Source organism: Pseudomonas sp. USTB-Z (genome assembly GCF_019691255.1).
GTDB classification, from domain to species: Bacteria; Pseudomonadota; Gammaproteobacteria; order Pseudomonadales; family Pseudomonadaceae; genus Aquipseudomonas; species Aquipseudomonas alloputida.
The window spans coordinates 42,013-63,124 of record NZ_JAECZP010000032.1 but is presented as its reverse complement, the minus strand read 5'-3'; the positions used below and the strand labels follow the sequence as shown (position 1 = coordinate 63,124).

Sequence of the window (21,112 nt, the reverse complement as noted above, 5' to 3'; positions counted from 1 at the left end):
CGGCAGGCTGGCCAGCACCTGGGGCTGGGCCAGCACGCGCTGCAGGCCGCTGTCTTCGATCATGTAGGCCAAACGGTCGGCCGGGTAGGCCGGGTCCAGCGGCACGTAGGCGCCGCCAGCCTTGAGGATGGCGAAGATGCCGACGACCATGTCCAGCGAGCGCTCGGCAGCCAGGCCGACCAGCACGTCAGGCCCGACCCCGTCGTCGACCAGGCGCCGGGCCAGGGCGTTGGCACGCTGGTTGAGCTGGGCATAGCTCAGGGCCTGGCCCTCGCAGGTGACAGCGATGGCATCGGGGGTGCGCTGCACCTGGGCCTCGATCCGGCTGTGCAGGGCCTGGTCGGCCGGGTGCTCGGCGGGGGCCGGGTTCCACTGGGCGAAGGTGGCCTGCTGCTGTTGCGCATCGAGCAGCGTCAGGCTGCCCAGCGCCTGGTGCGCCGAGGCCTCGACAATCTGCTCCAGCAACTGTCGCAGGTGGCCAGCCAGTTGCTCGACCTGCACGGCAGCGAAACAGCCACGGTCGTAGCCGAAGGTCACCGACAGCGTCTCGCCCTGGTTGACCGCCAGGGTCAATGGGTAGTTGGCCTGCTCATGGTTGTGCACTGCATCGAAACGCAGCCCCTCGGGTGCCGTTTGCTGGAGGATCTCCGAGACCGGGTAGTTCTCGAACACCATGATGCTGTCGAACAGCCCCTCGCCGCCGTGACCGGCCCAGCGCTGGATCTCGAACAATGGCGTGTGTTCGTGTTCACGCAATTGCAGGTTGAGGCTTTGCAACGCTTGCAGCCATTGCACCACGGGTTGTTCCGGGCGCGGGCTGGCAACCACCGGCAAGGTGTTGATGAACAGCCCGATGTGCGCTTCGACGCCGCGCAGCTCGGCAGGACGGCCTGCTACGGTGACACCGAATGCGACCGCCGCCTGCCCGGTATAACGCTGCAACAGCAACAACCAGGCCCCTTGCATCAAGGTGTTGAGCGTGACCTTGTGCTGCCGGGCAAAATCGCTGAGCTGGCGGGTTTGCTGGCGATCACGCAGCAAGACAACCTGCCCCTGCCCGGCCACGTCGGCTTCGGCCAATGGCTGGCCGGTCGCCAGGCTGCGGCTGAGCAGTGTGGGCTGTTCCAGGTCCGCCAGGCGGGCTTTCCAGAACTGCTCGCTGGCCTGCGCATCCTGGCGCTGCAACCAGCCGATGTAATCGCGGTAGCGCCCTGCCGGCGCCGCTGGGCGAGGCTCGCCGCGGGCCTGGGCACCGTATTGTTCGAGTACCTCCCCCAGCAGCTGCGAATAGCTCCAACCGTCCATGAGGATGTGGTGGTTGGTATCGATCAGGTGGTAGCGATCGTCGCCAATGCGGATGACCTGGATGCGCTGCAGCGGCGCCTTGCCCAGGTCGAACCCGCGCAGGCGTTCGGCGTTGGCCAACTGGTCGAGCGCGGTGGGCAGCTCCCGCCGCTCGCGCCAATCCTGGTACACCAGCGCCACGGCCAGGTGCTTGTGGATCACCTGCAACGGTTGCTGCTGGCCCTGCCACAGCACACTGGCGCGCAGCACCTCGTGACGGTCGTAGACTGCCTGCCAGGCGGCCCGCAGGCGTTCGGCATCCAGCCCCTGCACATCGGCACGCATCTGGTTGATGTAGTCACCGCTGCCCTGCTCGTACAGCGAGTGGAACAGCATGCCTTGCTGCATCGGCGACAGCGCGTAGATGTCTTCGACTTGCGCCGCCGGTACCGGCAACGCATCGAGCTGGGCCTGGCTCAGGCCCGCCAGCGGGAAGTCCGAAGGTGTCATGCCCTGTTCACCGGCCTCGTTGGCCTGCAGGCAATGCTCGACCAGGCTGCGCAGCTCGCGCCCGTAATCGTCCGCCAGGCGTTGCACGGTCTGTTCGTCGAACAGGTCGAGGCTGAACGTCCAGCCCATGCGCAGCTCGCCGCCATAGACCTGGCCATTGAGGCTGAGCCAGTTTTCCAGCGGCGCGTCAGCGCTCTGCTCGGCGCCGACGCCCAGCCGGGAAGGTTGCAGCAAGGCATCACCGGCGCCATCGAAGCTGGCGTCGAACTGCCCCAGGTAGTTGAAGGTGATGCGTGGTGTTGCCAGGCCTTGCAGGGCCTGACGCTGCTCGTCACTGCCAAGGTAACGCAGCACACCGTAACCCAGGCCTTTGTTGGGGATGGCGCGCAACTGCTCCTTGACCTGCTTGATCGACGCGCCCAGCTCGCCCTCGACGCGCAGGCACACCGGGTACAGGCTGGTGAACCAGCCGACGGTTCGGCTGAGGTCAAGGTCGGCGGACAGTTCTTCGCGGCCATGCCCTTCCAACTGAATCAGCGTCGCGGCCTGGCCGCTCCAGCGACCCACCACGCGCGCCAGCGCAGTCAGCAGCAAGTCGTTGACCTGAGTACGATAGGTGGCCGGAGCCTCTTGCAGAAGCTGCCGGGTCACTTCGCGGTCAAGTTGCGTGCTGACCGTGCGCGCACGTCGGCGTTGTTGCCCGGCACCCGGGTGGTCGCAGGGCAGCTCGGCGTCGTCGTGCTGCAACTGCGCCTGCCAGTACGCCAGCTCGCTGCCAAGCCCTGCGCTGCCAGCATAGGCTTGCAACTGCCCGGCCCAGTCCCTGAGCGAACTGGTCTTGGCCGGCAGCACCACCGTTTGGCCCGCCACGCATTGACGATAAGCGCGTTGCAGGTCTTCCAGCAGGATTCGCCAGGACACCCCGTCGACCAACAGGTGATGGATCACCAGCAACAAGCGCTGGCACTCGCCCGGTTGCGTTACCAGCACCGCACGCACCAGGTCACCGCTGCCCAGGCACAGGCTGGCCTGGGCCTGGTCGCACAGTGCCTCCAGCGCCCGCGCATCGGCACATTCACGCTGCCACAACAGCGCGTGGCGCACGTGCGCTTCGCCGAAGCTGGCGCGCCAGCCCTGTTCGCTTTCGTCGAACTTCAGGCGCAAGCCGTCATGGTGCACCACCAACTGGTGCAGGGCGTGTTCCAGCCGGTCGGCATCCAGCAGCTGCAGGGCGTCCAGCAGCACCGACTGGTTCCAGTGATGGCGCTGGGGAATAGCCAGCGCGAAGAATTCGGCCTGGGCCGGCAGCAGGTGCAGCTCACCGCTGACCGGGCCCTGGTCGATCTGCTGCTGAGCGGCACCCCGCCGAGCGACACGCGCCAGGCCCTGCACCGTCTGCTGCTCGAAAACATCTTTGGGGCTGAAGGCGATGCCGGCCTGGCGGGCGCGCCCGACCACCTGGATGGAAACGATCGAATCGCCACCCAGTTCGAAGAAGTTGTCATCCAGCCCCACCTGCTCAAGCTTGAGCACGTCCTGCCAGATCGCGGCCAGCTGCTGCTCCAGTTCACTGCGCGGGGCAACATAGGCCTGGCGTGCCTGACTCATGTCCGGCAGCGGCAGCGCCTTGCGGTCTACCTTGCCGTTCGGCGTCAGCGGCAGACGCGCCATCAGCACCCAGTGCACAGGTACCATGTAGTCGGGCAGACGGGCTTTCAGGCTGGCTTTGAGCTGTTGCTTGAGCGCGTCGGCAGCCACAGCGTCATCCGCCACGCAATAGGCCACCAACTGCGGCCCGTTGGCGCCGGGCTGGGCCATCACCACCGCCTCGCGTACCTGATCGCTGTCGAGCAACGCGGCTTCGATCTCGCCCAGCTCGATCCGGAAGCCGCGGATCTTGACCTGGTGATCGACCCGGCCGACGTATTCCAGCACGCCGTCGGCACGGCGCCGGGCCAGGTCGCCAGTGCGGTACAGGCGCTCGCCGGGCGCCCCGCAAGGGTGCGGAATAAAGGCCTGGGCAGTACGCAGTGGGTCGCCGACATAGCCACGGCCCACGCCGGTTCCTGCCACGCACAGCTCTCCGGTGACGCCCAGCGGCGCCAGCTCCAGCGCGGCGTCCAGCACATACAGGCGGTTGTTGTCGGTCGGGCTGCCAATGGGCAGGTACACGCCTTGCGTGCTCGCCAGGTCGACGCGGAAGAACGCCACGTCATCGGAACATTCGGCCGGCCCATAGGCATTGACCAGCCCGACATCGGGATAGCGCTGCAACCATTGACGAGCGAGCTCCGGCGCCAGCGCTTCGCCAGTGGGCAGCATCCAGCGCAGCGACGGCACGGCAATGGCCGGGGCCTGGAACATACCCTGGATCAACGACGGCACACTCTCGAGCACACTGATGCGCTGCTCGCGCACCTGCTGCAGCAAGGCTTCGGGATCATGGGCCAGCTCGTTTGGCACAATCTGTACACAGCCACCAAACAGTGGCGCTGCAAGGAACTGCCACACGGAGATGTCGAAGCTCTGCGACGCAGTCTGGGCGATCACGTCGTCCGGCCCCAAGCCCAGGTAAGGCACCTTGCTCAGTTGGTTGTTGAGCATGCCCGCCTGCTCGACCATCACCCCTTTGGGCTGCCCAGTCGAGCCCGAGGTGTAGATCACGTACGCCAGGTGCTGCGGGCCACTGTAGCGCTGCGGATCGTGCTCGGCGCTGCCAGGCCGGTCGAGGGTTTCCAGCACCAGCAGCTGCGGCCGCCGTGCTTCGTCCAGTGCGTCCAGCAAGGCCTCGGCCTGCGCCTGGCACGCCTCGGTGCAGAGCAACACCGGGGTGCGGCTCAAGGCGACGATATGGCTCAGGCGTTGTTGTGGCAGGCCAGGGTCCAGTGGCAGGTAGCCGGCGGCGGCCTTGAAGGTGCCCACCATCATGCCCAGCAGCTCAAGGCTGCGCTGCGCCAGCAATGCCACTGGCTGGTCAGGCCCGACCCCCAGCGCAATCAGCCCATGGGCCACACGGTTGGCACGGCGGTTGAGCTCGCTGTAGCTGTACTGCCGGTCGCCGCAGCGCGCAACGACCGCCTGTGGGGTACGGGCCACCTGCGCTTCGAACAGCCCGGCATAACTTTGCTGCAGCGGGTAATCGGCAGCCGTCTGGTTGACGTGCTGCAACAGCCCTTCGCGGGTGGCAGGGGCTACCAGGCAGAACGTGCCCAGGCAGCTGTCCAGCGGCAAGCTCAGGCACTGTTGCAGCACATGCTGGAAGTTGTCCGCCAGCGCAGTCAGCGCCGGGCACTGCAGATGCTCCAGCGCATGGCTGTAGTGCAACTGCAAGGTCTGCCCTTGGCTGATCGACAAGGTCAGCGGGTAATGCGTCTGTTCGCGGCTGTAGACCTCGCCGAAGCTCAAGCCTGCCGGGGCACCCTGCTGCAGCGCCTCGGAAACGGGGTAGTTCTCGAAGACCAGGATGTTGTCGAACAGGGCCTCGCCGCCCTGCCCGCTCCAGCGCTGGATGTCGAACAGCGGGGTGTGTTCGAACTCGCGCATGGCCACGTTCTGCGCCTGCAGCTGCTGCAGGAATTGCGCGAACGGCAGCTGCGGGGCCGGGCTGGCAGTGACCGGCAAGGTGTTGATGAACAGGCCCACCTGCTGCTCGATGCCCTTGAGCGCCGCCGGGCGCCCGGCAACCGTGGCCCCGAACGTGACGCTGTCCTGCCCGGTATAGCGTTGCAGCAGCAACAGCCAGGCACCCTGCAGCAAGGTGTTGAGGGTGACCTTGTGTTGGCGCGCCAGTGCCACCAGCTGCCCGGTGGTGGCGGCATCGATCACCTGCACATGCTCGGCGTAGCCCTGCCCGGCTTCGGCCTGGGCCTCGTAGGCAATGGCCTGCGCCAGGCGGGTGGGCCCTTGCAGGTCGCGCAGGCAGTCTTTCCAGAACGCTTCACCGGCAGCGGCGTCCTGCCGGCCCAGCCAGCCGATGTAATCGCTGTAGCGGCTGGTGACCGGTGGCAATGCCGAGGGCTGCCCGTCGCCCAGCAGGGCGTACTGGTGCAGCACTTCGCCCAACAGCTGGGAGTTGCTCCAGCCATCCATGAGGATGTGATGGCTGGTATAGAGCAAGTGCTGCCGGGCCGGACCAGTGCGCACCAGCGCCAGGCGCAGCAACGGCGCCTGGCTGAGGTCGAAGCCCTGCTGGCGCTGGTCGAGCGCCAGTTGCTCGAGGGCAGCCTCAAGGCCTTCGCGCCCCTGCCAGTCGTGCACCACGAACGGCAGTTCAACGTGTTTGCGTACCACCTGCAGGGCCTGCTCGTGTTCCCAGTGGAACTGCGTGCGCAAGATATCGTGGCGCTGCAGTACAGCCTCCCAGGCACGGCGGAAACGCTCGACATCCAGGCCGTCGACATCGACGCGCATCTGGTTCACGTAGTCCCCCGCCTGCTGCTCGTACAAGGCGTGGAACAGCATGCCCTGCTGCATCGGCGCCAGCGGATAGAGGTCGGCGATCTCGGCCGCGGGCACTGGCAGTTGGTCCAGCTGGGCCTGCGACAGGCGCGCCAGCGGGAAGTCGGACGGCGTCACACCGCACACCCCCGGTGTGCAGCAGTGCTCGATCAACGCCTGCAATTCGCGGGTGTAATCTGCGGCCAGGCGCTCAAGGGTGGCGCTATCGAACAGCTCGCGACTGAACGTCCAGCCCAGGCTCAGCTCACCGCCGTACACTTGGCCATTGAGGCTCAACAGGTTGCCCAGCGGCGCCTGCGCGTCGTGATCGGCGCCCTTGTCTTCCTTGGCCGGCACGAACAGCGCTTCGGCCTGATCGAAGCTGCCATCGAACTGGCCCAGGTAGTTGAAGGTGATTTCCGGCAGCGGTGCATGGCCCAGTTGCTGGCGCGCCTCGGCGCTGCCCCATTGGCCCAGCACCCCGAAACCGATGCCGTTGTCGGGAATGCTGTGCAGGTGCTGCTTGACCTGCTTCAAGGTGTGGGAACGCTCGCTGGGCACCGCCAGCTTCAGCGGGAACACCGTGGTGAACCAGCCGAGCGTGCGGCTGAGGTCCAGGTCGTCGAACAGCGCTTCACGGCCATGACCTTCCAGCAGCACCGACACTTCGTCGCGCCCGGTCCAGCCTGCAATCACCCGCACCAAGGCTGCCAGCAGCAGGTCGTTGACCCGTGTGCGGTAGGCGGCCGGCGCCTCGCGCAGCAGCCGCTCGGTCCATGCCCGGTCCAGGCGGCTGTAAACCGTGTGGGCGTGGCACTGCTGATTGGCTGCGGCCAGGTCGCTGACCTGCCGACGTGGCAGTGCGGCGCGCCCCTGCAACTGCTCGCACCAGTAGCCAAGCTGGCCCTGCATGTGCGCTGCATGCCCCTGCAAGCGCTTGGCCCATGCCTGCATGGAATGGCTCTTGGCGGGCAGGTTCGGCTGGTTACCCGCAAGCACGGCAGCGTAGGCCTGTTGCAGGTCCTCCAGCAGGATGCGCCATGACACCCCATCCACCACCAGGTGATGAACGACCAACAGCAAGCGCTGGCTGCCGTCCGCCAGCGTTGCCAGCAAGGCACGCAGCAATGGCCCGTTTTCCAGGTCAAGGCTGCGCTGCGCCTGCTCTACCAAGCTTTGCAACGTACCTTCGTCGGCCACCGCGGCCTGCCATAGCAGCGCCGCCTGGGCGCACTGGGCAGGGCTGCGGTAGCGCGCCTTCCAGCTGTCATCGGCGGGCGCAAAGCTCAGGCGCAAGGCATCATGGTGCTCGACCAGGGCGTGCAGGGCCTGGTCCAGGTCAGCAGCGTTCAAAGGCTGCCGTGGTTCAAGCAGGATCGACTGGTTCCAGTGGTGACGTGCCGGAATCTCCTGGGCAAAGAACAGCTGGTGCACCGGTAGCAGCACCTGCTCGCCACTGAGCGGCCCCTGGTCGGCTTGCACCTCGCATGCGCCGACCTGGGCAACGCTGGCCAGTGCGGCCACGGTCTGATGCTCGAACAGATCACGGGCACTGAACAGCAGGCCATCCTGACGCGCCCGACTGACCAGCTGGATCGAGATGATCGAGTCGCCCCCGAGCTCGAAGAAGTTGTCACTCACGCCCACCTGCGGCAGCTTCAGCACGCGCTGCCACAACGCGGCAAGACGCTGCTCCAGGGCATTGCGTGGCGCCACGTAGGCCTGCTGCAGGGCGCTGAAGTCGGGTGCCGGCAGTGCTTTGCGGTCGAGCTTGCCGTTGGGCAGCAACGGCAGTTGCTCAAGCACCAGCCAGTGGGTCGGCAGCATGTAGTCCGGCAGGCTCTGGCGCAGCGCCGCCTTCAGCTGCTCGCGCTGCTCGGCCGGCCCGTGTGCGGCAATGCTATCGGCCAGCACCAGGTAAGCCGCCAGCTGCTTGCCGCTTGGGCCGTCGACGGCTACCACCACGGCCTCGCGCACCTCGGCGCAGGCCAGCAGGCACGCCTCGATTTCGCCCAGTTCGACACGGAAGCCGCGGATTTTTACCTGGTTATCGATCCGCCCCAGGTAATCGAACTGCCCGTCGGCGCGCAGGCGAACCTGGTCACCGGTGCGGTACAGGCGCGCACCCTCGGTGCCAAACGGGTCGGGCACGAAGCGCTCGGCCGTCAGCCCCGGGCGCCCCAGGTAGCCGCGGGCCAGGCCGGCACCGCCCAGGTACAGCTGCCCGGCCACGCCTGCTGGCAGCAGGCCCAGGGCGGCGTCCAGCACACACGCGCTGCGCTCGCCGACAGGCTGGCCGATCGGTGCATAGGCGCTGTCGCAATGATCCCCGGCGCGGGTACGCCAGACCATCGGCGTGACCACGGTCTCGGTGGGGCCATACCCATTGATCATCACCTGGGGTTGCAGGCTTTGCTGCACCCGCTCGTAAGTCGCCCGCGGCATGGCATCGCCGCCAAAGCTGTAAAGACGAACCGGTGGAGGGTTACCGGCATGCGCCGCATGCTCGGCCAGCTGTTGCAGGTAGGCCGGCGGGAATCCGGCCATGGTCACCCCATGCCGGCGTATCTCCTCGTAGGTGCGCTCGGGGCTCCACAGCTCATCGTCGCGCAGCAGCAGGCTGCCCCCCATGACCAGCGAAGTCAGCCAGCGTTCATGGGCACCGTCGAAGGCAAACGACAGGAAATGCAGCTCACGGTCCGCCGGGGTCATTTCGTACCATTGGCCAGTGGCCAGGCAGTGCATGACCAGCGGCCCGTGTGCGACCGCAACGCCTTTGGGCTGGCCGGTAGAACCGGAGGTATAGATCACGTAGGCCAGGTTCTGTGGGTTCAATGCCACGGTGGGCGCATGGTCGGCGCCCGGCTGCTCAACCCGTTGGTCGAGCAGCAGCGTACGCATGCCGGCCTGCACGTCCAGGCCCGGGAGCACCCGGCTGTGACTGAGCAACAGGTCGATGCCGCTGTCCTGCATCATGTAGGCCAGGCGCTCTGCCGGGTACTGAGGATCAAGCGGCAGGAACGCGCCACCGGCCTTGAGGATGCCCAGCAAACCGACAACCATGTCGAGCGAACGCTCCAGGGCGATGCCCACCAGCACGTCGGGGCCGACACCCAGCGCCCGCAGGCGGTGTGCCAGCTGGTTGGCCCGGGCCTCGAGCTGGCCGTAGCTCAGTTGCTGGTCGCCGACCAGCAACGCTACCGCTTGCGGTTGGCGCAGGGCCTGTTCGGCAATCAGCTGGTGGACCGCCGCCGGCGCGGCCGCGAGCCCCGCCTGTTGCCAGCCCTGCAACAGGGCCGCCTGCTCCTGCGGCGCCAGCAACGGTAGCTCGCCGACAGCCTGGCCTGGGTCGGCGGCCAGGCCGCGCAGCAAGTTGCACCAGTGCTCAGCCATGCGTTGCAGGGTAGCGGCTTCGAACAGCTCGGCAGCGTAGAGGAACGACACGTTGATCGCCGCGTCGGTCTCCAGCGTTTCCAGGGTCAGGTCGAATTGCGCGGTGCCACCCTGCAGGGTCATTTCCTCGGCATGCAAACCTGCCAGGCTGGTGCTGCCCACCTGCTGGCCGGCAATGCTGAGGTGGTTGTACATCACCTGGAACAGCGGGTTGCGGTCCAGCGAGCGTTGCGGGTTCAAGGCTTCGACCAGGCGGTCGAACGGCAGGTCCTGATGCGCCTGGCCGGCCAGCGCCGTGGCCTTGACCTGGCTGAGCAGCGCCGCGCCGCTCATGGCCGGGTCGACTTCGACGCGCATGACCAGGGTATTGACGAAAAAGCCCAGGACGTTTTCCAGCTCTTGCCGGCTACGGTTGCTCACCGGTATGCCGATGCGTACATCGGGCTGTTCGCAGTAGCGTTGCAACAACAGGGCAAAAGCCCCGAGGAACAGCTGGAACAGGGTCAGCTCATGCTCACGTGCCAACTGCCGCAAGCGCTGCGCCAGTTCGCTGTCCAGGGCGAACGCGACCCGCCCCAGGCGGTGGTCTTTCAGCGCGCTGCGCGGGTGGTCGATTGGCAGCTCCAGAATAGGCTGCTCGCTTCCCAGCTGCCCGCGCCAGTAGTCCAGTTGGCGCTGGAGCTCGCCCTGCTCAAGCCAGTGCTTGTGCCAGGCGGCGTAATCGGCGTACTGGATCGGCAGCTTGGCCAATGCCGGCGCTTCGCCCCGGTGCAAGGCCTGGTACAGGGCAACGAACTCACGCACCATCACGCTCATCGACCCCCCATCGGAAATGATGTGGTGCAAGGTGACCACCAGCAGCTGGTCCTGCTCGCCCAACTGCAGCACCCTGGCGCGCCACAACGGGCCGGTGCCCAGGTCGAACAGCCGCTGGGTCTCGGCCAATACCTGAGCCTGTATCTGTGCCAGCTCGGCCGTTGCCGGTAGTCGGTCCCAGGCCAGCGGTAATTCACCCGCAGGCTGAATGCGCTGCAGCAGCACGCCATCGCGCTCGACGAACGTCGTGCGGAAGGCTTCATGGCGCTCGCAAAGGGTCGCGAAGGCCTGGGTCAATGCGGCACGATCCAGTTCGCCGCGCAGGCGCACGACCATAGGTGTGTGGTAGGCGGTGCTGTGCGGCTGCATCTGCCAGAACAGCCATTGCCGCTGCTGGGCGTGCGACGCGACCAGGGGCTGGTCACGCGGCACCGCTGCGATCGGCTCGACGTGCTGCGCGCCAGCGCCCAGTACCTGTTCGGCAAAGCCCTGTAGCGAGTTGCTTTCGAAAAGGCTGCGCAACGGTACGTCACGCCCCAGGATGCGCCGGACCCGGGCGATGATCTGCGTCGCCAGCAGGGAATGCCCACCCAGGGCAAAGAAGTTGTCGTCAAGCCCTACCTGGGCGACGTTCAGCACGTCCTGCCAGATCAGCGCCAGCTGCTGCTGCAAGGTGGTCTGCGGGGCACGGTAGGCCTGTGCCGGGCCTTCGTCAGGCACCGGCAAGGCACGTAAATCGAGCTTGCCGTTGAGTGTCAGTGGCATGCCGGGCAATGCCATGAAGCGGCTCGGCAGCATGTAGTCCGGCAACTGCCTGGCCAGCGCCGCTTGTACGTCGGCAAGCACCTGCGGGGCGTCGGCCTGGCTGTCGGGCACCACGTAGGCGACGATTCGGGCCGCGCTGCCGGTGCCGTGGATAACGGCCACGGCGTCGTGCACACGGGGCTGGCGCTTGAGGGTGTCGGTGATTTCACCCAGTTCGATGCGGTAACCGCGAATCTTCACCTGATGGTCGACCCGCCCCAGGTAATCGACCTGGCCGTTCGCCAACTGCCGCGCCAGATCGCCGGTTCGGTACACGCGGCTACCGGCGGCCCCGAACGGGTTGGGCACGAAGCGTTCGGCGGTCATCGCCGCGCGGCGGTGATAGCCTCGCGCCACCCCTGCGCCGGCAAGATACAACTCGCCCTGGCAGCCGGTGCTCAGCGGTTGCAGCGAAGCGTCCAGCACATAAGCCTGCATGTTGGCCAACGGCCGCCCAAGCGGCGCACGCCCCGTCGCCGGTGGCGCCTCGACCGCATCAGCGAGCGCGCCCACGGTGGTTTCGGTTGGGCCGTAATGGTTGAACAGCGTGCAGTGCGGGGCCAGCTGCGCCAGTTGTGCCATCAGCCCGGCGGGGCAAGCCTCGCCGCCCAGCACCAGCGCACGCTGCGGCAGTGCCCGGGCCGGGTGCGGGCCATCGAGCAATGCCTGCAGGTGGGAAGGGACAATTTTCAGCACGTCCACGGCGTGTGCGTGCATGTAGGCGGCGAAACGCTCGGCGTCCAGGCTGATGTCCAGGGCAATCACATGCAGGCAGCTGCCGCTGCACAGTGCGCCGAACAGAGTGGTATGGCCAAGGTCGGCCGCCAGCGTGGAGACCACCGCCATGCTCGCAGCCTGGCCCAGCGCAAGGCGCTGCAAGGCCGCCTGCACGTAGTTGGCCAGGGCGCCATGGCTGATGGTGACACCCTTCGAACGCCCGGTAGAGCCCGAGGTATAGATGACATAGGCCAGGTTATCGGCATTCAGCTGTGCAGGCGGAGCCGTCGTACTGAAGCGCGCCAGCTCCTCTGCTGCCTGGTCGAGCACCAGGTAGCGCACTTGTGTGTCCTGCGGTAGACGGGGCAGCAGCGCCTGCTGGGTCAGCAGCAGTTGAACACCGCTGTCGTCGAGCATGTAGGCAAGCCGCTCTTGCGGGTATTCGGGGTCGAACGGCACATAGGCACCGCCGGCCTTGAGGATGGCCAGCAGGCCAACGATCATCTCCACCGACCGTTCGACTGCAATACCCACCCGTACTTCAGGCCCGACGCCCCACTCGATCAGTTGGTGTGCCAGCCGGTTGGCATCGGCATCGAGTTCGGCATAGCTCAGTTGCCGGTCGCCGAACACCAGTGCCGGGGCCTGCGGCTGCTGCGCCACCTGCGCGGCGAACAGCGCAAGTATGTTGTCGACGGCGAACTCGCTGGCGGCCGGTTGGCTGGCCTGCAGCAGCCGCTGCCGCTCGCCGGCACCCAGCAGCGGCAAATCGCCGATGGCCGCCAGCGGGTCGGCGGCCATGGCCTGCAACAGGTTCAGCCAATGGCTCGCCATACGTTCGATGGTGGCCGGGGCGAACAATTCGCGGGCATAGGTGAAGGCGGCCTGCACCTGGCCATCGCGCTCCACGGTATCGAGGGTGAGCTCGAACTGGACACTGCGCTCGTGACGCTCCAGCACGTGCAGCTCAAGGCCTGATTCGCTGCGTAAGGCGCCGATGTCGGCGACGTTCGCCTGATGGTTGTGCAACACCTGGAACAACGGCGTGTGGCTGAGGCTGCGCTCGACTTGCAGGCCTTCGACCAAACGCTCGAACGGCAAATCCTGGTGGCTCTGGGCCGCGCGGGTGGTTTCGCGGATATCGGCCAGCAATTGGGCGACGGACATCTGCGGGTCGAGCTCGGTGCGCAACACCTGGGTGTTGACGAATACGCCAATCAGCCCCTCGACTTCTTCGCGATTGCGGTTGGCGACCGGCACCCCGACACGGATGTCCTGCAGGCCACTGTAATGTTGCAAAAGCAGCTTGAAACCGGCCAACAGCACACTGAACAAGGTGACCCCTTGCTGACGCGCCAGGCCCGCCAGTCGCTCGCTCAGGCCCTGTGGCACCGCGATGGGCAGGCGCTGGCCCTGGCGGCTGGCATGCAGCGGGCGCGGGTAGTCGGCAGGCAACTGCAATACCGGGTGCTGGTCGCCCAGCTTGGCCTGCCAGTAAGCCAGCTGTCGCGCCTGCTCCCCGGCCTCCAGCCAACGCCGCTGCCACAGCGCATAGTCACTGTACTGGATCGGCAACTCAGGCAGCACCGGCACCTGCCCGCGAACCAAGGCGTCGTAGCCGTGGACGAATTCCTGGATGAGCACGTTCATCGACCAGCCGTCGGCGACGATATGGTGCAGCGTCAACAGCAGCACATGCTCCTGTGCCGCCAGCTTCAACAAGCGTACGCGAAACAGCGGGCCCTGCTGGAGGTCGAAGGGCAAACCGGCTTCGTCCCGCACCGCCTGCGCGACGGCGGCGTCGCGGGCTTCGGCGGCCAGCGCCTGAAGGTCGTGTTCTTCAATGACGATGGCCGCTGGCTGCACCACTTGCACCACGTCGTCACCCTGGGTCTGGAACACAGTACGCAGGGCCTGGTGACGCTGCAGTACCTGCTCGAACGCGCGCTGTACCGCCGAGGTGTCCAGCGCCCCTTTCAGCACCACCGCACTGGGCAGGTTGTAGGCGGCACCGTGTGGGTCCAGTTGCCACAGAAACCACATGCGCTGCTGGGCATAGGACAGTGCATGGCGATCGTCGACGGCGACGTCCGCAGGGATCGGGAATTGTGAAAAGTCGATACCCTCGCTGGCCAGGGTTTCGAGAAACAGCCGCCGCTTTTCCACCGGCAGCTCAATGAAACGGCGGGCGAGCTTCAGGGACTTCTCAACATTCATCGGGTTTCATCCGTGCACATGGGTTTCGAGTAACAACTCGGCTATCCCTACGAAACGGATGGAACACCGGGAAAATTAACCCGTCACGGCCACCGGCAAAGGCAGGCTCAGCGGGGGCCTGGGGGTTCGCCATGACAGACGGTTTTCCGGTTTGCCTGCCCTCGCGCGTCATAAGGGTACCGGCGGGATTTTCCTCATACCGCGAGGGATCGACGCGCAAGCCACCCAAACCACAAGGCACCGGCCCCTATGTCCAAAAAGTCACGCTCGAAACTCTGGTTCCTGGTTCACAGCTGGCTGGCCCTGCCCATCTGGTTCTTCGTGCTGATCGTCTGCTTCACCGGCACCCTGGCAGTGGTCAGCCAGGAACTGGTGTGGCTGGCCAAACCGGAGATACGCGCGGCGAAGCCGAGCGATGATGCGCCACTGCTGACTTACGACCAGGTGCTCAAGGCCCTGCGTGAAGCCCGCCCCGATCTGGATGTGCAATACATCATGCGCCCGGACGAGTCGCACTTCGCGCTGCAGGTGCAGGTGGTGCAACCGGACAACACCACCCAGAACCTCTACGTGAACCCCTATACAGGCAAGATCCAGGGCATCAGCCCTTCCTTCGACTTCCGCCAGTTCACTCGCGCCTTGCATGGCTGGTGGCTGGTACCTTTCGGCAACGGCTACCCGTGGGGGTGGTACCTGGTCTCGCTGCTGGGCTTGCCGATGCTTGCCTCGCTGGTCACCGGCCTGGTCGTCTACAAGCGCTTCTGGAAAGGCTTTCTGAAACCTACCCTGCGCTTTCGCCAAGGTGCCCGCATCTTCTGGGGTGACTTCCATCGCCTGAGCGGTATCTGGTCGATCTGGTTCATTGCCGTGATCGCGATCACCGGCACCTGGTTCCTGATCCAGGCGTTGCTGGCCGACAACCACATCTCGATCTCAAGCCGCGACGTCCCCGCCGTGGTGGCCCGCGAGGACGTACCGCTGCTGCAGGCTGGCGAAGCGCCCCGGCTGGTCAGCCTGGAGCATGCCATCGAAACGGTAAAGGCGCAGATCCCCGGCTTCGAGGCATCCTTCGTGCGCCTGCCCGGCAATGCCTATGACACCTTCAACATCCGTGGCCGCGGCTGGTACCCGCTGATGTTCCAGAGCGCCAGCATCAACCCGTACACAGGCGTGGTCGCCACCTCGCACACCCTGGATGATCGCACGTCGCTGGAGTTCGTCACCGAATCCATGCGCCCGTTGCACACAGGCGACTTCGGCGGGCTGTGGGTCAAGATGATCTGGTTCGTTTTTGGCCTGGTGCTGACCTTGATGGTGCTCAGCGGCCTGTTGATCTGGAGCAAGCGCACCGCACAGGCCACTGCAGCCGCACTGAAACGCAAGCCGCGCAGCGCACCAACGGCCAACGCCGCGCAAGACGCCCACCTGCCGGAGACCGCCCGATGAGCCGAGCCACCACCACCGACGCACCTTCGGCCTCACGCCGCCTGTGGCTGAAATGGCGCTTTCACCTGAACATCCTGCTGATACTCATCCCCTTGGGGTTCATGCCCAGGTATTTTGCCGACCAGGCGTTGTTCAAAGGTGAAGCCGGGCTGGGTGAGCGGGAGGCGGGTGTGGTCGCAGTGGGCCCATGGAGCCTGCGCCTGGCCGAATTCCGTGCGTCGGCGCCCCGCCAGGAAGGCCCGGCCGGGTATTTCAAGAGTTTCAGTGCGGCGCTGTGCAACCACTGTATCGGCGAAGTGAAGGCCACCTACCTGCGGGTGGGTAAGCCACGCAGCCTGCGCGCGGCCGGGAGCATCTTCTTCGGTTCACCCTACAGCATGGGCGCTTCCGTCCCGGTTCCGGCCAAGACCCGTCCCAACGCTGAATTGTGGATCACCATGGAAGGCTGGGATGGCAGCGTGCACCAGGCTTCGATTCCCCTCAGCCAGGCCTCGCCGGCGACAGTTGCCTGGCTGCAGGCGCAGGTTGGCAGCCGCTAGACAACCCGGCGGCGCCCCCTGATCGGGTCAAGCGTTGCCAGCGGCGCTTTCCTTGCCCGCGTCCGTGGGGGCGCTTTCAGTGGGCGTGAAGACCATCACTTCCAGTACATCGGAATGGAACTCACGGCGGTACAGGATCAATACCACGCCCACACTCACCACCATGAATAGCCAAGGGCTGATGAACCAGGTCAGCATGGCCATGCCGAAGTAATACGAGCGCAGGCCGAAGTTGAACTGGTTGGCGGCCAGTGACAGCACCCGCGCCGCGCGGGAGGCGAACGCCTTGCGCTCCAGCTCATTGACCAGCCGTTCGCCGATCATCGGCGCCGACCCCACCAGCACGGCGGCAAAGTTGTATTGGCGCATGCACCAGCTGAACGTGAAGAAGGCATAGACAAATACCATGGCCAGGCACAGCAGCTTGATCTCCGACATGCCCTGGGATGTTTGCTGAACCAGCGGCAGGTCGGCCAGCAACGACAGTGCCCGGTCGGAGGCACCGAGCACGGTGAGGATGCCAGCCAGAATGATCAGGGTGCTGGAGGCAAAGAACGAAGCGTTGCGCTCCAGGTTACCGATCACGCTGGCATCGGCGATGCGGTTGTCGCGCAGCAGCATGCGGCGCATCCAGTCTTCGCGGTACAAGTGCAGCACACTGGCCAGGCACGCGGTGTCGCGCCCCTTCCAGATCGCATAGCGGGTATAGCCACCCCAGCACAGGGCGAACCAGGCGATGGCCAGCAGGTTGTTGAGGTTGCTTTGGATGAAGTTCATGCAGGGTTACCGAAAGGGCCATGTGCCTAAAGGATAGGGACCGGATTTCGACGCTGGCAAGCGGCAAAAGGCACACCTGCACACTGAAAAATGCATTACCTGTTGCGAAGCGGCCGAAACAGGCAAACAGCAAAAAGCCCCGCATCCTTTCGGAGACGGGGCTCTCTTGTTTTCACCCTTGGCGGGCACCCTTCGGCTTGTGGCCGGTGCCGCCCTCAGGCTTCGACTTGTCCGGTCAGGCCAGCGCCTCGCGCGGCTTGCCGAGCATGCGGTCGCAGGCCACGGCACCCACCAGGGTCACCACCGAAGGTACCAGCCAGGCCATGCCGGCATCACTCAATGGCAGGTGCGCCATGAAGTCTGGCAACACGTGGGCAAGGCTGCTGCCCTTGATCGCATCGACCATGCCGAACAACAGCGACACCAGCATCACCGGTGCCAGGATGCGCGTTGGCGAGTTCCACAGGTCTTTCACGAAGCTCAGGCCAACCACCACGATGCACGGCGGATAGATGGCGGTGAGCACCGGGATCGAGAACATGATCAGCTTGGTCAGGCCAAGGTTGGAAATCAGCAGCGAGAAGCCGGCGAGGATCACCACCAGCGCGCGGTACGACAGCGGCAGGATCTGGCTGAAGTACTCGGCGCAGGCACAGGTCAGGCCAACCGCGGTCACCAGGCAGGCCAGCGCGATCAGCACGGCCAGGAAGCCGCTGCCCAGGGAGCCGAAGGTGTGCTGTACGTAGGCATGCAGCACCGCCGCACCGTTGGTGGCGTCCGCCGCGATGTCGTGGCTGGTGGCACCCAGGCGGAACAGGCTGATGTAAACCAGGGCCAGGCCGACACCGGCGATCAGGCCGGCGATGATGGCGTAGCGGGTAATCAGCCTCGGCGACTCGACACCGCGCGAGCGAATGGCATTGACAATGACGATACCGAACACCAGGGCACCCAGGGTATCCATGGTCAGGTAGCCATCGGAGAAGCCCTTGGAGAACGCAGCGGCGGCATAGGCAGGCTGGGCGTCACCGATGGTACCGGCGGGCAAGGCGAAGGCAGCGATGCCCAGTACGGCCAGGGCAATGATCTTCAACGGTGCCAGGAAGCGGCCCACGGTGTCGAGCAACTTGCCAGGGTACATGGACACGGCCAGCACGACGATGAAGTACACCAGGCTGTAGATGAACAGCGCCAGCGGGCTTTCACCGGTCAGCGGTGCAACGCCCACTTCGAACGACACGGTCGCGGTACGCGGGGTGGCGAACAGTGGGCCTACCGACAGGTAGCACACAGCAGCCAGCAAGCCACCGAAGAACTTGCCGATCGGGCTGCTCAGGGCATCCATGCCGCCACCGACCTTGGCCAGGGCGACCACGGTGATGACCGGCAGGCCGACGGCAGTCACCAGGAAGCCCAGTGCAGCCATCCATACATGCGGGCCAGACTGCAGACCGACGATAGGCGGGAAGATGATATTGCCTGCACCCACGAAAAGCGCAAACGTCATAAAGCCAAGCGCCAGGATATCCTGGCCTTTGAGAACTTTCATTTAAGGTAGTACCACACTGCTGAAATCGGGATTCGAGAGGGGATTTCCCTTTGGGTAAGGGGAAATGCTGCCCGGCTTGATAGGCCAGACCCGTTTAGCGTGTCGTTCCCTTTTGGGGTACGGGCACAGAGTGAACGCGTAATGTAACTGTTTTGTCAGTCAAACGCACTGGCACAGTGCTGCTTGTCCGATGTGCGTACATGTTTGTCGTCTGCGCGACCGAGGACAGCAGGCATTATCCTCGGATTGAAACATTCGTCTGCGTGAAAATTCCTATTAAACCTGTCGAAGAATCTCTATCGCCAGCACCGGCCTCTTCGCGGGTAAACCCGCTCCTACGAACCCCACATACGACAAAGGCCACCCGAAGGTGGCCTCTGTGCGCGTGGGGGGTGTAGCAGTATTACTTCTTGGCTTCCCAGCCAGTCAGCTCGGCCAGGGCCTTGCCGATGTCAGCCAGCGAACGCACGGTTTTCACACCCGCGTCCTGCAGGGCGGCGAACTTCTCGTCCGCAGTACCCTTGCCACCGGAGATGATGGCGCCAGCGTGGCCCATGCGCTTGCCCGCAGGTGCGGTAACACCGGCGATGTAGGAAACGACAGGCTTGGTGACGTGGGCCTTGATGTAGGCCGCGGCTTCTTCTTCAGCCGAACCGCCGATCTCACCGATCATCACGATCGCTTCGGTCTTCGGGTCTTCCTGGAACAGCTTCAGGATGTCGATGAAGTTGGAGCCCGGGATCGGGTCACCGCCGATGCCGACGCAGGTCGACTGGCCGAAGCCGGCGTCGGTGGTCTGCTTCACAGCTTCGTAGGTCAGGGTGCCGGAACGCGAAACGATACCGACCTTGCCTGGCAAGTGGATGTGGCCTGGCATGATGCCGATCTTGCACTCGCCCGGGGTGATGACACCTGGGCAGTTAGGGCCGATCAGGGTCACGCCCAGCTCGTCGCACTTGACCTTGGCATCCAGCATGTCCAGGGTAGGAATGCCTTCGGTGATGCAGACGATCAGCTTGATGCCGCCAAAGGCAGCTTCCAGGATCGAGTCTTTGCAGAACGGAGCCGGTACGTAGATGACCGAAGCGTCAGCGCCGGTAGCTTCCACGGCTTCCTTGACGGTGTTGAACACCGGCAGGCCCAGGTGGGTGGTGCCACCCTTGCCTGGGGTTACGCCGCCGACCATCTTGGTGCCGTAGGCAATGGCCTGTTCGGAGTGGAAAGTACCCTGCGAGCCGGTGAAGCCCTGGCAGATGACTTTGGTATCTTTATTGATCAGGACGCTCATTACTTGCCCTCCGCAGCTTTGACAACTTGTTGAGCAGCGTCGGTCAGGCTGGTTGCCGCAATGATGTTCAAACCGCTTTCTGCCAGTACTTTAGCGCCCAGTTCGGCGTTGTTGCCTTCGAGGCGAACGACGACCGGAACTTTAACGCCGACTTCTTTCACTGCACCAATGATGCCTTCGGCAATCATGTCGCAGCGAACGATGCCGCCGAAGATGTTGACCAGAACGGCCGCGACATTGCTGTCGGACAGAATGATCTTGAACGCTTCGGTAACGCGCTCTTTGGTAGCACCACCGCCAACGTCGAGGAAGTTGGCCGGCTTGCCGCCGTGCAGGTTGACGATGTCCATGGTACCCATGGCCAGGCCGGCACCGTTGACCATGCAGCCGATGTTGCCTTCAAGGGCAACGTAGTTCAGTTCGAACTTGGCAGCGTGGGCTTCACGGGCGTCGTCCTGCGACGGGTCGTGGAAGGTTTTCAGCTTCGGCTGACGGTACATGGCGTTGGCGTCGATGTTGATCTTGGCATCGAGGCAGTGCAGGTCGCCATCGGCCTTGATCACCAGCGGGTTCACTTCCAGCAGCGCCAGGTCATGATCCTTGAACAGCTTGGCCAGGCCAACGAAGATCTTGGCAAACTGTTGAACTTGCTTGCCTTCCAGGCCCAGCTGGAAAGCCAGCTCGCGACCCTGGAACGGCTGAGCGCCGACCAGTGGGTCGATGGTGGCCTTGAGGATTTTCTCAGGCGTTTCGTGAGCGACTTTCTCGATGTCCACGCCACCTTCGGTGGAAGCCATGAACACGATACGGCGGCTCGAACGATCGACTACAGCGCCCAGGTACAGCTCTTTGGCGATGTCAGTGCAGGATTCGACCAGAATCTTGGAGACGGGTTGACCGTTGGCATCGGTCTGGTAGGTAACCAGATTCTTGCCCAACCACTGTGCAGCGAACGCCTTGGCGTCTTCCTTGCTGCGAACCAGCTTTACGCCGCCCGCTTTACCGCGACCACCCGCGTGAACCTGGGCTTTTACAACCCACTCGTTCCCGCCGATCTTGTCGCAGGCTTCTGCAGCTTGCTCAGGGGTGTCGACTGCGAAACCCTTGGAAACTGGCAGGCCGTATTCAGCGAACAGCTGCTTACCCTGATACTCGTGAAGATTCATGCTTTTTACCGTCTTCGTTAGGTACTGCGCTTCGGCGCTGCGCCATCAGTGGCGCCGCACCACCTGTGACCGTTGACCCCGGGTTTCCCGTGTGATCCGGTCCGGCGGACTTTCCGCGGTGAGTCATGCACGCAAGACTCACGACGGGCAGCCCGCCGTGGTTTCTTAT

7 protein-coding genes are annotated in these 21,112 nt (G+C 64.8%); 2 read left to right on the top strand and 5 right to left on the bottom strand.

Going from position 1 to position 21,112, the window contains the following annotated elements:
* Positions 1 to 14,178, bottom strand: a 14,178-nt coding sequence (locus I8746_RS25590) for a non-ribosomal peptide synthase/polyketide synthase (protein ID WP_221101168.1), incomplete at its 3' end; no start/stop codon positions are given.
* Positions 14,179 to 14,427: 249 nt separating this feature from the next.
* Between I8746_RS25590 and I8746_RS25585 the strand changes: the two genes are divergently transcribed.
* Together I8746_RS25585 and I8746_RS25580 are read left to right on the top strand one after the other, a co-directional pair.
* On the top strand, positions 14,428 to 15,624 hold the full coding sequence (locus I8746_RS25585) for a PepSY domain-containing protein (protein WP_003254197.1): 1,197 nt from the start codon (positions 14,428 to 14,430) through the stop codon (positions 15,622 to 15,624).
* Positions 15,621 to 16,163, top strand: coding sequence for a hypothetical protein (locus I8746_RS25580; RefSeq protein WP_004573639.1), 543 nt, complete (start codon positions 15,621 to 15,623; stop codon positions 16,161 to 16,163). The genes I8746_RS25585 and I8746_RS25580 overlap by 4 nt, the downstream gene beginning before the upstream one ends.
* A 27-nt stretch (positions 16,164 to 16,190) precedes the next feature.
* On the opposite strand, the gene I8746_RS25575 is transcribed toward I8746_RS25580, so the two are convergent.
* The 4 genes from I8746_RS25575 to sucC all read right to left on the bottom strand — a co-directional run bounded on the left by I8746_RS25575 (position 16,191) and on the right by sucC (position 20,943).
* Entirely contained in the window at positions 16,191 to 16,940 is a 750-nt protein-coding gene (locus I8746_RS25575; RefSeq protein ID WP_003254200.1) for a DUF599 domain-containing protein, read from the bottom strand.
* A gap of 235 nt (positions 16,941 to 17,175) precedes the next feature.
* Complete coding sequence (brnQ, locus tag I8746_RS25570; RefSeq protein ID WP_003254201.1) at positions 17,176 to 18,489, bottom strand: branched-chain amino acid transport system II carrier protein; 1,314 nt, start codon at positions 18,487 to 18,489, stop codon at positions 17,176 to 17,178.
* 403 nt (positions 18,490 to 18,892) lie between these two features.
* Positions 18,893 to 19,777 (bottom strand): succinate--CoA ligase subunit alpha, encoded by an 885-nt coding sequence (gene sucD, locus I8746_RS25565; RefSeq protein WP_003254203.1) that lies wholly within the window; start codon positions 19,775 to 19,777, stop codon positions 18,893 to 18,895.
* Positions 19,777 to 20,943 (bottom strand): ADP-forming succinate--CoA ligase subunit beta, encoded by a 1,167-nt coding sequence (gene sucC, locus I8746_RS25560; protein WP_003254205.1) that lies wholly within the window; start codon positions 20,941 to 20,943, stop codon positions 19,777 to 19,779. The genes sucD and sucC overlap by 1 nt, the downstream gene beginning before the upstream one ends.
* Between the last annotated feature and the right edge of the window lie 169 nt (positions 20,944 to 21,112).

Bases quoted from the DNA above. Each gene is read 5' to 3' on its own strand.
- sucD (WP_003254203.1), bottom strand. From the start codon at position 19,777: ATGAGCGTCCTGATCAATAAAGATACCAAAGTCATCTGCCAGGGCTTC.
- brnQ (WP_003254201.1), bottom strand. From the start codon at position 18,489: ATGAAAGTTCTCAAAGGCCAGGATATCCTGGCGCTTGGCTTTATGACG.
- I8746_RS25575 (WP_003254200.1), bottom strand. From the start codon at position 16,940: ATGAACTTCATCCAAAGCAACCTCAACAACCTGCTGGCCATCGCCTGG.
- sucC (WP_003254205.1), bottom strand. From the start codon at position 20,943: ATGAATCTTCACGAGTATCAGGGTAAGCAGCTGTTCGCTGAATACGGC.
- I8746_RS25585 (WP_003254197.1), top strand. From the start codon at position 14,428: ATGTCCAAAAAGTCACGCTCGAAACTCTGGTTCCTGGTTCACAGCTGG.
- I8746_RS25580 (WP_004573639.1), top strand. From the start codon at position 15,621: ATGAGCCGAGCCACCACCACCGACGCACCTTCGGCCTCACGCCGCCTG.